14 protein-coding genes are annotated in these 15,554 nt (G+C 39.4%); all 14 read left to right on the top strand.

Annotated features, from left to right (window positions below):
- The first annotated feature begins 36 nt into the window (after nt 1-36).
- The 14 genes from AB3I00_RS00800 (at nt 37) to copB (ending at nt 15,299) form a co-directional block, all read left to right on the top strand.
- Nucleotides 37-564, top strand: a complete 528-nt coding sequence (locus AB3I00_RS00800; RefSeq protein ID WP_002348809.1) for a DUF5590 domain-containing protein — start codon at nt 37-39, stop codon at nt 562-564.
- Between the two features lie 20 nt (nt 565-584).
- Complete coding sequence (locus AB3I00_RS00805; protein WP_368024603.1) at nt 585-1,775, top strand: pyridoxal phosphate-dependent aminotransferase; 1,191 nt, start codon at nt 585-587, stop codon at nt 1,773-1,775.
- Between the two features lie 39 nt (nt 1,776-1,814).
- Nucleotides 1,815-3,113, top strand: a complete 1,299-nt coding sequence (gene asnS, locus AB3I00_RS00810; protein ID WP_002291771.1) for an asparagine--tRNA ligase — start codon at nt 1,815-1,817, stop codon at nt 3,111-3,113.
- Nucleotides 3,114-3,517: 404 nt separating this feature from the next.
- A complete protein-coding gene (locus AB3I00_RS00815; RefSeq protein ID WP_002328482.1) occupies nt 3,518-3,904 on the top strand; it encodes an iron-sulfur cluster biosynthesis family protein in 387 nt (128 codons plus the stop codon).
- 168 nt (nt 3,905-4,072) lie between these two features.
- A complete protein-coding gene (locus AB3I00_RS00820) occupies nt 4,073-4,747 on the top strand; it encodes an SGNH/GDSL hydrolase family protein (RefSeq protein WP_002291774.1) in 675 nt (224 codons plus the stop codon).
- A complete protein-coding gene (locus AB3I00_RS00825) occupies nt 4,744-5,085 on the top strand; it encodes a hypothetical protein (RefSeq protein WP_002316395.1) in 342 nt (113 codons plus the stop codon). Before AB3I00_RS00820 ends, AB3I00_RS00825 begins: the two co-directional genes overlap by 4 nt.
- A 29-nt stretch (nt 5,086-5,114) precedes the next feature.
- Complete coding sequence (locus AB3I00_RS00830) at nt 5,115-5,474, top strand: YccF domain-containing protein (RefSeq protein ID WP_002291778.1); 360 nt, start codon at nt 5,115-5,117, stop codon at nt 5,472-5,474.
- A gap of 203 nt (nt 5,475-5,677) precedes the next feature.
- On the top strand, nt 5,678-7,759 hold the full coding sequence (locus AB3I00_RS00835) for a heavy metal translocating P-type ATPase (RefSeq protein ID WP_368024604.1): 2,082 nt from the start codon (nt 5,678-5,680) through the stop codon (nt 7,757-7,759).
- 311 nt (nt 7,760-8,070) lie between these two features.
- Nucleotides 8,071-9,537 carry an APC family permease gene (locus tag AB3I00_RS00840; protein ID WP_002308699.1) on the top strand — a complete coding sequence of 489 codons (1,467 nt, stop codon included), beginning with the start codon at nt 8,071-8,073 and terminating at the stop codon, nt 9,535-9,537.
- 109 nt (nt 9,538-9,646) lie between these two features.
- A complete protein-coding gene (locus tag AB3I00_RS00845; RefSeq protein ID WP_368024605.1) occupies nt 9,647-10,186 on the top strand; it encodes a topology modulation protein in 540 nt (179 codons plus the stop codon).
- Nucleotides 10,187-10,259: 73 nt separating this feature from the next.
- Entirely contained in the window at nt 10,260-10,700 is a 441-nt protein-coding gene (locus AB3I00_RS00850) for a CopY/TcrY family copper transport repressor (RefSeq protein WP_002291784.1), read from the top strand.
- 12 nt (nt 10,701-10,712) lie between these two features.
- Complete coding sequence (gene copZ, locus AB3I00_RS00855; protein WP_002291786.1) at nt 10,713-10,922, top strand: copper chaperone CopZ; 210 nt, start codon at nt 10,713-10,715, stop codon at nt 10,920-10,922.
- Entirely contained in the window at nt 10,922-13,108 is a 2,187-nt protein-coding gene (locus AB3I00_RS00860; protein ID WP_368024606.1) for a heavy metal translocating P-type ATPase, read from the top strand. Before copZ ends, AB3I00_RS00860 begins: the two co-directional genes overlap by 1 nt.
- 19 nt (nt 13,109-13,127) lie before the next feature.
- Nucleotides 13,128-15,299 carry a copper/silver-translocating P-type ATPase CopB gene (gene copB, locus AB3I00_RS00865; protein ID WP_368024607.1) on the top strand — a complete coding sequence of 724 codons (2,172 nt, stop codon included), beginning with the start codon at nt 13,128-13,130 and terminating at the stop codon, nt 15,297-15,299.
- The last annotated feature ends 255 nt before the right edge of the window (nt 15,300-15,554 follow it).

Consider the following 15,554-nt stretch of genomic DNA (forward strand, 5'->3'; position numbering starts at 1 on the left):
TTTTTTCATCATTAAAATCTGCTATAATGAAAAGGAATGAAGATAAAGGAGCGACGACCCTTGAAGAAAAAACAGACAAAGGAAAAAACGATTAATCGCGTATTGCTTGGCTTGATTGTATTTTTATTAGCGGTCATCGTGATCAGCTCGATTTTTTACTTGCGTTCCAGTCGTCCGGCGGTCCAGGCGAAAAAAGAAGCAGTAGAAATCGCAAAGAAATATGCAAATCTCGAGGAAGCCGATCATTTTTACTGGTTTACTCGAAAGAAAACGTACTTTTCATTGACGGGTACGAATGATAAAGGAAAAGAAATCGCCGTTATCATTCCTAAATCTGGTGAAAAAGTAAAAGTATTGGATCAAACGAAGGGATTGACTGAAAACGAAGCGAAACAAACAATTGCTGCAGCTCATCCTGAAATCCAAATCGAAAAAGCAGCTTTAGGAATGTACGATGATCAGCCTGTATGGGAAGTAGTAGGAAAAGAAACAAATGGAAAATTGAATTATTACCTGATTGGTTTTGAATCAGGAGATGAAGTCAAGACGATCAAGGGAATTTAATAGGTAAAGGAATGAATGGGATGGAGTTATCAAAAAGAACGAAACGATTAGAACCATCTGTTACTTTGGCAGCTGCGGCAAAAGCCAAGGCGTTAAAAGCAAAAGGAAGAGATGTGCTGAGTTTGACTGTGGGAGAACCGGATTTTGCGACACCAGAAAACATCCAAGAAGCAGCAATCGAAGCAATCCGCAACGGAAAAGCTAGCTATTATACACCAACAGCAGGAATCCCAGAACTTCGACAGGCAATCGTTGATTATCTGAAGAAAAACGATGGACTTGTCTATGAATCTTCACAAACGGTCGTAACAAATGGCGCGAAATTTGCTTTGTATACACTTTTTCAAACAATCTTGGACCCACAAGATGAAGTCATCATTCCTGTGCCTTATTGGGTCAGTTATGGCGAGCAAGTGAAACTGGCAGAAGGTCTTCCTGTCTTTGTGAAAGGGAAAGAATCTAATAACTGGAAAGTTACTGTTGAACAGTTAGAACAAGCACGTTCAGGAAAAACAAAAGCCGTGATCATCAATTCGCCATCGAATCCGACTGGAATGATTTATAGCAAGAATGAACTGCAGGCAATTGGTGAATGGGCAGTAAAAAATGATATTTTGATAGTTGCTGATGATATTTATGGTCGTTTAGTTTATAATGGCAATGAGTTTACTCCAATTGCAACGATTTCAGAAGCAATCAAAAATCAGACCATCATCATCAATGGCGTGTCTAAGACCTATGCGATGACAGGCTGGCGCATCGGTTATGCGGTTGGGAATCCTGAAATTATCAATGGAATGATTGCTATTGCTTCCCAGTCAACTAGCAATCCGACCGCAGTCAGTCAATATGCAGCTGTTGAAGCATTGAAAGGTGAGCAAGATACAGTGGAAGAAATGCGGAATGCCTTTGAAGAACGCCTGAATACGTTATATCCGCTTGTGGCAGAACTGCCAGGTGTTTCTCTTGAAAAGCCGCAAGGAGCTTTCTATCTTTTTCCTAATGTAAAAGAAACGCTACGCATGTGTAAGTATGAAAATGTCACACAATGGGTAGAAGATCTTTTAGAAGAAACAGGAGTAGCACTTGTGACTGGCGAAGGCTTTGGGGCACCAGAAAATGTCCGCATGAGTTATGCGACTGATCGTGCTACGTTAGAAGAAGCGGTACGCAGAATCAAGCAATTTATTGAGAGTAAAAGTCAAAATTAATCCTGAAGAAATTCAAGGAATATAAAAGGAGAGTCATACGTGGAACAAATTCAAATCATCGATTCGAAAAACCATGTGGGAGAAACAGTAACAATCGGCGCTTGGGTCGCAAATAAACGATCAAGCGGAAAAATCGCATTTTTACAATTAAGAGATGGAACAGCCTTTTTCCAAGGGGTGGTTGTAAAAAGCGAAGTGCCAGAAGAAGTTTTCCAAACAGCTAAAAATCTGCACCAAGAAACATCTGTGCTAGTAACTGGAGAAATCCGTGAAGACAGCCGTTCAAAATTCGGTTATGAAATCGGGATTACAAATGTGGAAGTAGTAAGCGAGAGCCATGATTATCCAATCACACCAAAAGAACACGGAACAGATTTCTTGATGGATCATCGTCATTTATGGCTACGTTCTTCAAGACAACATGCGATCATGCAAATCAGAAATGAAATCATTCGTGCAACGTATGAATTCTTTAATCAACATCATTTTGTCAAAATCGATCCGCCAATCTTGACTGGTTCAGCACCAGAAGGCACAACGGATCTATTCGAAACAAACTACTTTGATCAAAAAGCCTATTTATCTCAAAGTGGCCAATTATATATGGAAGCTGCTGCTATGGCTTTCGGAAAAGTCTTTTCATTCGGTCCGACTTTCCGTGCTGAAAAATCAAAGACACGTCGTCACTTGATTGAATTCTGGATGATCGAACCAGAAATGGCCTTCACTCACCAAGAAGAAAGTTTAGAAGTACAGGAGCAATATGTAGCCTTCTTAGTACAAAATGTTTTAGATCATTGCGAATACGCATTGGATGTACTAGGACGAGACAAAGAAGTCTTAAAAACTTATACAAAATTGCCATTCCCTCGTATTACTTACGATGATGCAATCGAATTACTGAAGAAAAATGGATTTGATGACATCGAATGGGGCGAAGATTTTGGTTCACCTCATGAAACGTTCATTGCAAATTCATTCGAACAACCTGTCTTTATCCTAAACTATCCAAAAGCCATCAAGCCATTCTACATGAAACCACATCCAACAAGAGAAGACGTGGTGATCTGTGCAGATATGATCGCACCAGAAGGCTACGGTGAAATCATTGGCGGAAGCGAACGGGCAACGGACTATGATTTCTTGTTAGAACAAATCCGTAATCACGGTTTGGATGAAAAAGAATATTCATGGTACCTTGATTTACGTAAATACGGTTCTGTTCCGCACTCTGGCTTTGGTCTAGGTCTTGAACGAACAGTCACTTGGATTGCTGGTATTGACCATGTGCGTGAAGCTATTCCATTCCCACGTTTGTTGAACCGAATTTATCCATAAGAAGTGATGAAAAAGCTGTTTAGTTTCGAGTAGTAAGAAAAATTTTGTGAAAATGGCTTTCCACATTTTTGCATAAATTTGGCTTAATACCGAGAAACTGGCTTTTGAACACCGTTTAAGGAAGAGGTTGTGAAATCAGTGCCTTGACCTGAGTATTAGAGAAACAAAACGGAAAAATAGCTTCTCATATTTTACCGTTTTTTGAGCTAATATCGAGGGTCAGCTGATTGAACACCGTTTATTCTAAAAAAGAACTGCGAACTCTCGCAGTTCTTTTTTTAAAATATGGGATAAAGGAAGTTTCCAGCAGACAAGAGAAGAGAGCAAAAGAAATTGCTATTTGATTCACAAGGTTCTATAATGAAATCGCGATCAATCAAACATATACAAAGAAGGCGATTCAAATGGAAATTCGATTTGATGATGCTTCTGCTGCTGAAATAAAGCAGTATCTAGCACCTGGAAACAAACTAATATTAACATTCGAAGATGGAGTAGGTCCGTATTCTCAGCATGCAATGATCCACATGCAAGTTCAATTCACCCTTGGAATCATCGGATCAGATATGTCGACAGAAAGTTATGACCAATCTATCCCAAGCAATCTAGGAGAGATATTAGTAAAGGGATATTCGTTGGCAGACTTAGATGAGCATATGAATATACGTTTTGATGCTTCTCGTCATATTTTGAGTTTGACGGGCGACAGTGGGCTGATTGACGGAAACTTAGGTCTGATCGATTTCACTGAATCAAACAACGAAGGAATCAAGAAAAATACGGCACGTTAAGAAAAAAGCATAAAAAACTAGGCACTTGCTGAGTATTCATCCAATCGTTTGAAGAAACTAGGCGGGTGTCTTTTTTTATACATCTATTTTCTCTTTCGTCTTGGTAGAGCTTATGGGATAATATAAAGAAGAAAATCGTCGTTTTATTCAAAAAGGAGTTTTTGACAAATGAAAACACGTGTGTTATTTATTGGTGACAGCATTACAGACGCAGGAAGAGACCGTTCAGAAGCAACGGATCTAGGTAAAGGGTATCCGCTTTTGATTGCCGGGAAACTAATCTCACAATATCCAACGATGGAATTTGAATGTATAAACCGTGGGATAGGAGGAGACAAAATTGCAGATCTGCAAGCACGCTGGCAAAAAGATTGTTTAGCTCTGCAACCTGATTATGTATCGATTTTGATTGGAATCAATGATACGTGGCATAATACTGGAGATCAAGCTATATTCGGCACTGAGAAATCTGTGCAGCAATTTGAATCCGTTTATCGAGAGTTACTAAATGAACTTCAAGCAGCTGGAATCTGCAATATCGTCTTAATGGAGCCTTTTGTACTTCCTGTGACAAATGATCGTTATGGGTGGCGCAAAGACTTAGACCCTAAGATCCAAACCGTTCGTAAACTCGCAAAAGAATATGGCACATTGCTGATTCCTTTAGATGGGATATTCAATGCTTTAGGAATCGCTTATGGTTTTTCGAAATATACAAAAGAAGATGGCGTGCATCCAACGATTGGCGGACACGAGATTATTGCACAAAGTTGGATAGATGCGATTTCCGCAGTTGATTTTTTTAGTGGAAATAAAAATGAACGAAAGAAAAGGGAGAAATGATGGAAATACGAAGGGCAGTAAAAGAAGATCTCCCTCAAATCAATCAGCTGATTACTGATCATCCAGAATCATTCGTAAAAGTAAAAACGGCAGCTGAACTACATGATAGGAATAAACTATTGATCGTTGCTGTAACAAAAGAAAACCGGATCATCGGTTTTGCGCAAGCAGATGAACAGCAATCAGAAGAACGGGTGGATCAGCGACCAGCAGGAAAACTAATCCAACACACATTAGTAACAAAAGAAAAAACGGAAGAAATCCAAAAAAGATTTGCGGAATACTTGATGCTGGAAGCTAAAAAACGAAAAATCAAATCGTTTTTTGTCCAGTTCTAATTAAAAACAGTAATAAAAGGAGAAATACAATGAGTTGTTTAGGAAATGTCATCTGGTTCATATTTGGCGGACTAATTGGGGGTCTTAGCTGGTTAGCAGCAGGGGTACTTTGGTGTATCACGATCATTGGTATCCCTATCGGTATGCAGTGTTTTAAAATCGCCTCCCTTTCTTTTGCGCCTTTTGGCAAAGAAGTAATTTACCACCAGTCCGGCATGTCATTGATTGTCAACATCATCTGGCTGATCGTTTCAGGTCTCCCAATTGCTCTTGGACATGTCGTCAGCGGCATCCTTCTATGTATCACGATTATAGGGATACCATTTGCAAAGCAATCTTTCAAACTTGCTCGATTGGCGTTGATGCCATTTGGTGCAGAGATTATATAAGTCAGGATGTTCTAAAAGAGTGTCCTAAACATGTTTTATGAACGAGAGAACTGGATGAAACACAACTATCACGTGTTTGATCTGGTTCTTTTTATGTTTTGAAAACTCATTTTTTCTTTCGGATACCTTGACATATGAATGTACATTCATTTATAATTAGTTATGAAGAGATATTCATATGTTAAGGCGAGGAGGTCATTAAAATGAAAAGTTACAGATTAGAAGGTTTAGACTGTGCGAACTGTGCGATGAAAATCGAAAAAGGAGTCCAGCAAATCGATGGAGTCAAGGAAGCAACGGTAAATTTCACTTCTGGAAAACTAACGATTGACGTAGAGGAAGATCGATTAGCTGCGGTTGAACAGGAAACGAAAAAAGTAGTGAGGGAATTAGAACCAGATGTCAAGGTAACAGAAATAGACAAGGAAAAAGTATCTGAACATGGAAATGAAAAAGAGAGAAACACGCTGATCCGGATTTTATTTTCACTTGCAGGTATCGCTGTCTTGCTATTATTTGATTTTAATGAACCAATTCGTTTGATAGGGTATTTATTGATTTATCTGCTGATAGGATATGATGTAGTGAAAAAAGCGGTGATGAATATCGTCAAAGGACAAATCTTTGATGAAAATTTCCTCATGTCTGTTGCTACAATCGGCGCTATGTTGATCGGTGAATATCCAGAAGCCGTAGCAGTGATGCTATTTTATCAAATCGGCGAATATTTTCAAGGATTGGCAGTCAATCATTCAAGAAAATCAATTCGTGAATTGATGGCTATCCGTCCAGAAACAGCGCACATACAGACAGCAGAAGGATTGATGACCGTGAATCCTGAAGACGTGCGGATTGGTCAGTATGTACTTGTTAAGCCTGGTGAACGTGTACCGTTAGATGGAACGATCATCGAAGGAGAATCATTAGTCGATACATCCGCACTTACAGGTGAATCCGTTCCTAAATCTGTATATGTTGGCGAAACAGTATTAAGTGGATTTATCAATAAAAATAAACCATTTTTAGTTCAAGTAGAAAAATCCTATGAAAATTCTACCATCAGTAAATTATTAGAATTAGTAGAAAATGCCAGCAGCAAAAAAGCACCAGCTGAAAATTTCATTACCAAATTCGCGCGATATTATACACCAGTCGTTGTAGGGTTGGCCGTCTTATTGGCTGTTTTACCTCCAATAGTTTCTGGAGCGGCGTTTTCTGAATGGATCTATCGGGCGTTGACATTTTTAGTGATCTCATGTCCATGTGCATTAGTGATTTCCGTACCACTTAGTTTCTTTGGTGGAATCGGCGGAGCAAGTAAAATTGGTGTATTAATAAAAGGTTCAAATTATTTGGAATTGCTTGCACAAACTGAGACAGTGATATTCGATAAAACTGGCACATTAACGAAAGGCGACTTTTCGATCCAGACGATCGATCCAACAGGAATTGATCCAAAGAAATTTATGCAATATGTTGCAAGTGCAGAACAGTTTTCTACACATCCGATTGCGCAATCCGTTTTAGAAGGCTACGAAGGTCCGCTTTTACCGGCAACAAATATCCAAGAATTTGCAGGTGAAGGGATCTTAGCTGAAGTTGACAGCAAACAAATAATAGTAGGTAATCACAAATTGATGGAAAGGTTTGAGATCTCTTTTCCTTCAAGTCAAGAAATCGGTACATTGCTTTATATAGCAATCGACCAAAGTTATAGTGGTTATCTTGTCATTGCGGATACCTTGAAAGAAGATGCCGTAGACGCATTGGTTCAACTAAAACAGGCTGGTGTCAAGCACACAGTCATGTTGACAGGTGATTCGAAAAAAATCGCTGATCATATCGGGAAGCAAGTTGGCGTGGACAAGATATACAGTGAACTACTCCCAGAAGATAAAGTACAGCGGTTAGAGGAAATCTTACAAAGAAGCAATAAAAAGACCGCCTTTGTCGGAGATGGAATCAACGATGCACCAGTGCTAGCAAGAGCAGATGTAGGGATTGCAATGGGTGGGTTAGGAAGCGATGCTGCAATTGAAGCAGCAGATGTAGTCATCATGAACGATCAACCATCGAAGATTGCAGATGCGATCCAGTTAGCAAAGAAAACATTGAAGATCGTCAAGCAGAACATTGTTTTTGCTATTGGGATAAAAATATTGGTACTTGCCTTAGGTGCTTTTGGTTTTGCAACAATGGGAGATGCAGTATTTGCAGATGTCGGGGTAACAGTCCTAGCTGTTTTGAATGCCATGCGAAGCTTACATGTAAAAAATAAATATTGACCAGTAGAGAGGACGAATGAGCGTCCTCTTTTTTTATACCTTTTTCTTAATAAAAGAATACAAAGAAAATGGCTAAGATTATAAAATAACTGATGTTTTTAATTTTGCAGAAAATTCAAAATTGCTTTAAATACAATAAAATCAATGAAATGAAAGAAAACAACTCCTTTTTTTGATGGAAAAAAATATGAAAAAATGATGTGTATTAAATAAAAGAATACACACATAAAATAACGCTGTCTTGTAAGTTTGTTAAAAATTGAATATGATTACATTTGGTTAACAAATTTTTATTATAAAGGAGAGAACGAATGAACAATAAACAATTACGCTGGTTCACTGTTGCGTTAATTGCATTCAACATGGTTTGGGGCATGGGGAATGTAGTTAATAACTATGCCCAGCAAGGAGTATCAGTTGTCACCTCTTGGCTATTGATTCTAGCCATTTATTTCATTCCATACGCATTGATCGTTGGACAATTAGGATCAGCCTTCAAGGATAGTAAAGGAGGCGTCAGTTCATGGGTCGAAAATACGACATCCAATAAACGACTGGCATATTATGCTGCTTGGACTTACTGGGTCGTGCATATTCCTTATTTGGCACAAAAACCTCAAGCCATCCTGATTGCAGGGGGTTGGGCGGTCCAAGGAAATGGAAATATCGTAAATACGATGTCAGTCCAAATGGTAGCAGTTATTTCACTTATTATATTTCTTGCCTTTTTATATTTATCAACAAAAGGACTTTCTACGTTGAAAGTGATCGGCGGATTAGCCGGAACAGCGATGTTCGTTATGTCGATCTTATTTATTCTTTTAGCAGTAACGGCACCGTTCATCAACCCAACGATGGAATTTGCCACACCGCATATGAATCAAGTGAAAACATATATTCCAACCTTTGACTTCAGTTATTTCACAACCGTCTCTATGTTAGTGTTTGCAGTTGGAGGAGCGGAAAAAATATCCCCTTATGTCAACTCTACAAGAAACCCTGCAAAAGAATTTCCTAAAGGGATGATTTTCTTAGCAGCAATGGTAGGGATTTGTGCTGTATTAGGTTCAGTCGCAATGGGCATGCTGTTTGCTAGCGATAATATCCCTAAAGACTTGATGGCAAATGGGGCATACAGTGCTTTTCAAATTTTAGGTAATTACTATGGTATCGGTAACTCATTGATGATTATTTACGCATTGACAAATATGATCGGGCAAATCTCCGCATTAGCCTTTTCAATCGATGCACCGTTAAAAATCTTGTTAGCAGATGCAGATCCAGAATTCGTACCAAACTGGCTACGTAAACGTAGTCATAAAGGTACATTAGTAAACGGCTATCTTTTGACAGGTATCCTAGTAGGAATCATTATTTTGCTGCCAATCTTCGGTATCAAAGATATGAATGAATTAGTTAAATGGTTGACGAACTTGAACTCAGTTGTTATGCCAATGCGTTACCTATGGGTATTCTTGGCGTATATGATGTTGAATAAAGCTTATAAGAAATTCAATTCTGAATATAAATTTGTCAAAAATCCAAAAATCGGGTTTATCTTCGGTGCTTGGTGCTTTGCCTTCACTGCGTTCGCCTGTATCTTAGGAATGGTGCCAAAAGTAGATTATACTGCGGATCCTAAAGCATGGTGGTTCCAGCTATTCACGAATATCATCACACCAATCGTCTTGATCTTATTAGGCATGATCTTGCCAGCTATCGCTCGTCGAGACAAAAATAAAGAAATCACTGAGCCAGAAACTGTGGTTCAGTCTTAAAATAAAATTACTTCTTGCAAGAGTAGGCGTGTAGAGCCAACTCTTGTTTTTTTGTGGCGTTATAAATGGTATGATCGAACCAAATTCCAAAGAGAAGTGAGGGAGGAAAATGAAGATCATCGTGATTGGACAAAGTGGGTCGGGAAAATCGACCCTCGCAAGGAAGATCAAAGAAATCACGGGCTTTCCGCTACTGCCGCTAGACCTTTTATGGCATACAACAGATTACAGTATTCAGGCAAAAAAGTGGTTTTTGCAAGAACAGCAATCGTTTATGGTATCTAATCCGTCATGGATCGTTGAAGGAAATTATACTTCTACGTTAGAAGAGAGAATCAAAGAAGCAGATAAAATCATTTGGCTTAAAGTGCCGCGTTATGTCGCCATCTACCGAGTAGTTTGGCGTTCTCTAAAAAGAAAGATAAACAAAAAATCACGGCCAGATATGCCTGAAGCATTTACAGAGAAACTAAATAGGGAATACGTAGAATTTTTATCTTTTATCTGGCATTTTGAAGAAAACAATGAATTGAAAATACAACAGCTGATCCAAGAAAACCATGCACGAAACAAACTGATCATCCTTAAAACAAGAGGGGAAAAACAAGAATTTTTAACTAAATTGAAAATAGAGAGCAAAAATAATTGACAGTTTTTGTTTACAAGTGTAATCTGTATTCATAAGTTATTGATTACATTTGTAAACGAAAGGTGTGAAATAAATGGAGAAAGTCAAAACGCCGGTAAAAATCAGCGATTCAGAATGGGAGATCATGCGGGTTATTTGGACACTTGGACAGACGACTGCTCAAGAAATCACGCAGATCTTAGCTGATTCGATGGATTGGAAACCAGCAACGATCAAAACTTTGCTGGGACGTTTGGTAAAAAAAGAAGTGATCTGGACAGAACAAGAAGGAAAAAAATTCATTTATCATCCAGCTGTCTCAGAGATGGAAACAGTTCGTAGTGCGACGGAAAATCTTTTTTCCCATATCTGTGCAAAAAGGATTGGAGAGACGATTGCGGATCTAGTAGAAGAAGCTACTTTGACTCAAGAAGATATCAATGAAATCTTGAAACAATTAGAACAAAAGCAACCAGTCGAAACAATCGAATGTAACTGTATCCCAGGTCAATGTGAATGTAAACAACATCAATAGGAGGAAGAAAAAATGAAACAACAATTTTCAATCGAAGGTATGAGCTGCAATCATTGTGTTGCAAGAGTCGAAGAAGCGGTAAGCGCACTTGACGGCGTACAGAAAGTAAAAGTGAACTTGAAAAAAGCAAACGGTACAGTCAAGTTTGATGAAACAAAAGTCCAATCCGAAAAGATCTGTCAAGCAATCAATGGATTGGGATATAAAGCAGAGGTGATTTGATGGCAGCAGCAGAAACCAAAATGGACACATTCGTTATTACAGGTATGACTTGTGCAAATTGTTCTGCTAGGATCGAAAAAGAGCTGAACGGACAACCTGGTGTTGTCAATGCCACAGTCAACTTGGCCACTGAAAAAGCAAGTGTCAAATATGAAGGGACGACCACTGAAAAATTAATCCAAAGCGTAGAGAATATCGGCTATGGTGCGATTTTGTACGATGAAGCCCATAAACAAAAAATTGCGGAAGAAAAGCAAGCATATTTGAAAAAAATGCTATTCGATCTTGTATTGAGTACGATTTTGACTTTGCCATTGATGCTGTCAATGATTGCCATGATGTTGGGGAGCCATGCGGTAATTGTTCACTTTTTTCATCTGCCAATCGTTCAGTTAGTTCTGTCTACACCTGTCCAATTTTATGTTGGTGCTCGTTTTTATAAAGGGGCGTATCATGCAATCAAGACGAAAGCACCAAATATGGATGTACTGGTAGCAATCGGAACATCAGCTGCTTTTGCATTGAGCATTTACAATGGATTTTTCCGTGGACATCCCCAAGATCTTTATTTTGAAAGCAGCAGTATGATCATCACGTTGATTTTGCTCGGCAAATATTTGGAACATACAGCAAAAACGAAAACAGGTAATGCAATCAAACAATTGATGTCTCTTCAAACAAAAACAGCTCAAGTAATAAGAAACGGTAAAGAAGAAACGTTAGCGATTGAAGAAGTCGTCGTTGGCGATCAGCTAGTCATCCGTCCTGGTGAGCAGATCCCAGCAGATGGTCGAATCATTTCAGGAAGTAGTGCGATCGATGAAAGTATGCTTACTGGCGAAAGTCTTCCTGTAGAAAAGAATCCAGATGACACACTCTTTGGCGGAACGATCAATACGAATGGTCTGCTTCATATGGCAGTCACACAAGTTGGTAAGCAGACAGTTTTAGCTCAAATCATCCAAATGGTGGAAGACGCTCAAGGAAGCAAAGCACCAATTCAAAAAATCGCGGATCGAATCTCAGGGATTTTTGTTCCGATCGTTTTAGTCATTGCATTCATCACGCTAGTGGCGACAGGTTTGATCACGGGTGATTGGCAACTTGCATTGATCCATAGCGTCTCTGTATTAGTCATTGCGTGTCCATGTGCATTAGGTTTAGCGACTCCAACAGCTATCATGGTAGGAACGGGTGTTGGCGCACGAAACGGAATCTTAATTAAAGGCGGAGAAGCATTAGAAGCAGCTGCTCACTTAGACAGCATTGTTTTGGATAAAACTGGAACGATTACAGAAGGAAAGCCCAAAGTTACAGATCTAGTCGGTTCTAAAGAAGTCCTATCTATTTTTTATACTTTAGAACAAGCTTCTGAACATCCACTAGGTAAAGCAATCGTGGAATACGGAAAACTGCAAGAAGCAGCAACATACGATATGATTGATTTTACAGCTCATCCAGGTGCTGGAATCAGCGGTACGATTAACGGAGTACGCTATTTTGCGGGTACACGTAAACGATTAATTGAATTGAACCTATCATTTGATGAATACCAAGAACACGCGTTAGAATTAGAACAGCAGGGAAAAACAGTCATGTTTTTAGCTGATGAAAAGCAAGTGATCGGGCTGATTGCCGTGGCAGATCAAATCAAACAAGAAGCCAAACAAGCAATCAAGCAGTTACAGGATAAAGGATTAGATGTCTTTATGCTGACAGGAGACAACAAACTGGCAGCCGAAACGATCGGTAAACAAGTGGGTATTGATCCAATGCACATCTTTGCCGAAGTACTTCCAGAGGATAAAGCAGCCTATGTGGAAAAACTGCAGAAAGATGGCAAAAAAGTCGGTATGGCAGGTGATGGAATCAATGATGCGCCAGCTCTCGCATTAGCTGATGTTGGTATGGCAATGGGAAGTGGAACGGACATCGCGATGGAAACAGCAGATGTAACGCTGATGAATAGTAGTTTGGCGTCCATTGCTCAAACAATCGAGTTGTCTAGAATGACATTGAGAAAAATCAAACAAAATCTTTTCTGGGCTTTTGTCTATAATACGATTGGCATTCCTTTTGCTGCATTAGGCTTTTTGAATCCAATCATTGCAGGAGGAGCGATGGCGTTTAGTTCCGTCAGTGTATTGTTGAACTCCCTGAGCTTAAATCGGCACATGAAAAAGTAAGAGAAGGGATGGAGTAAAAATGAACGGGAACGATATGGAGAAAAAACAGGAGCATAAAAAAGAAGCAGGAAACAAAGAAAGTGCTCATTCAAACGAAAAACAGATGGAGATGAAGCATGACCATAGCCAGATGGACCATTCAATGCATATGGGACATAACCATGGAGATATAGCGGACAGCAAAGAAATGGACCATTCGATGCACATGGATCACGAACATGGCGGTATGGATCATTCCATGCACATGGGGAATTTCAAACAAAAATTTTGGCTATCGCTTATCCTAGCTATCCCAATCATTCTTTTTTCACCGATGATGGGAATGGAATTTCCCTTCCAAATAACATTTCCTGGTTCGGATTGGCTCGTACTGATCTTAGCAACTATACTGTTTATCTATGGCGGACAGCCATTTTTAAGCGGAGCAAAAATGGAATTGAAACAAAAAAGTCCTGCTATGATGACGCTGATCGCGATGGGGATTACAGTTGCATATATTTATAGTGTCTATTCGTTTATCGCGAATCTGATCAATCCTCATACGCACGTCATGGATTTCTTCTGGGAATTAGCTACATTGATCGTCATTATGTTGCTAGGTCACTGGATCGAAATGAACGCTGTTTCGAATGCCAGCAATGCTTTACAAAAACTAGCAGAATTACTGCCAGAATCAGTGAAACGCTTGACGAAAGAAGGAAAAGAAGAGACAGTCTCACTAAAAGAAGTAAAGGAAGGCGATCATTTGATCGTCCGTTCCGGTGACAAAATGCCAACAGATGGTGTTATCTTGAAAGGTGAAACAATCGTTGACGAATCAGCTGTGACTGGCGAATCAAAAGGAATCAAAAAACGAGCCAATGACAAAGTGATCGGCGGTTCTATCAATGGGGATGGAACGATCGAAATCGAAGTAACTGGAACTGGTGAAAATGGGTATCTAGCGAAGGTTATGGAAATGGTGCGAAAAGCACAAGGAGAAAAATCTAAGCTAGAGTCATTATCAGATAAAGTGGCAAAATGGCTGTTTTATGTTGCCTTAATTGTCGGTATCTTGGCATTTATCGCATGGTTGTTCTTGACAGATCTTCCTAATGCATTGGAACGCATGGTGACTGTCTTTATCATCGCCTGTCCTCATGCTCTGGGTTTAGCTATCCCATTAGTTGTTGCTCGTTCCACATCGATCGCCGCTAAAAACGGATTGCTATTGAAAAACCGCAACGCACTGGAGCAAGCCAATGATCTAGATGTGATCATGTTGGACAAAACCGGGACACTGACAGAAGGAAAATTTACGGTAACGGGTGTCGAAGTTCTTGATGATGCGTTCAATAAAAATGAAATCCTTCAATATTTAGGAGCATTGGAAGCGAATGCCAATCATCCATTGGCTGTTGGCATTATGAATTATTTGAAAGAACATGAAATCAAGCCTTATCAAGCCGAAAATCTAAAAAATCTTTCAGGAGTTGGGCTAGAGGCAACAGTCAAAAACCAACAAGTGAAAATAGTTAATGAAAAAGAAGTTGAGCGTCTCGGATTAAACGTAGAACAAGCATTATTGAAACCTTACCAAGAACAAGGAAATACCATCAGCTTCCTGATTTTAGAAAATCATCTAGCTGCAATCGTTGCTTTAGGTGACGTAGTAAAAACAGAAGCAAAAGAGTTTATCCGAACATTGAAGGAAAGAAAAATCACTCCAGTCATGCTTACTGGCGACAATAAAAATGCTGCTCAAGCAGTAGCAGATTATTTAGGAATCGAAGAATATTACGGCGGTTTATTACCAGATGATAAAGAAGCTGTTGTCCAGAGATATCTTGACCAAGGGAAAAAAGTAATCATGGTGGGTGATGGGATCAATGATGCGCCAAGTTTAGCCCGTGCTTCTATTGGGATGGCAATAGGTGCAGGAACAGATATCGCGATCGATTCTGCGGATGTCGTCTTGACAAACAGTGATCCAAAAGATATTTTGCATTTCCTTGATTTAGCTAAGCAAACGCGAAAGAAAATGATCCAGAACCTCTGGTGGGGAGCAGGGTACAATATTCTCGCAATCCCACTAGCAGCCGGAATACTTGCACCAATTGGTATCCTATTAAGTCCAGCAGTTGGTGCTGTCTTGATGTCATTAAGTACGGTAGTCGTAGCGCTGAATGCTTTGACATTGAAAATCAAATAATAATGAAAAAAAAGGCTGGGACAGAAGCGTTTAACTCCAAGAAATAAGAAGAAATTCACGAAAATTGCTTTTCAAATTTTTGTGAATTTCAGCTTATTTCCGAAGGAGTTGCTTCTGCTTCCGCCGTTTATACGTTTTTAGAGCGTGAGACAAAAGTGTTCTTTACTTTTGCCCCACGCTCTTTTTTTACGAATAATCGATGCTCAATCAGCTGGTTCTCGGCATTCCAGAAGTAGATTCTCCAGGAATTTTATC

The organism is Enterococcus sp. C76 (assembly GCF_040886985.1).
Classification (GTDB): Bacteria; Bacillota; Bacilli; order Lactobacillales; family Enterococcaceae; genus Enterococcus_B; species Enterococcus_B lactis.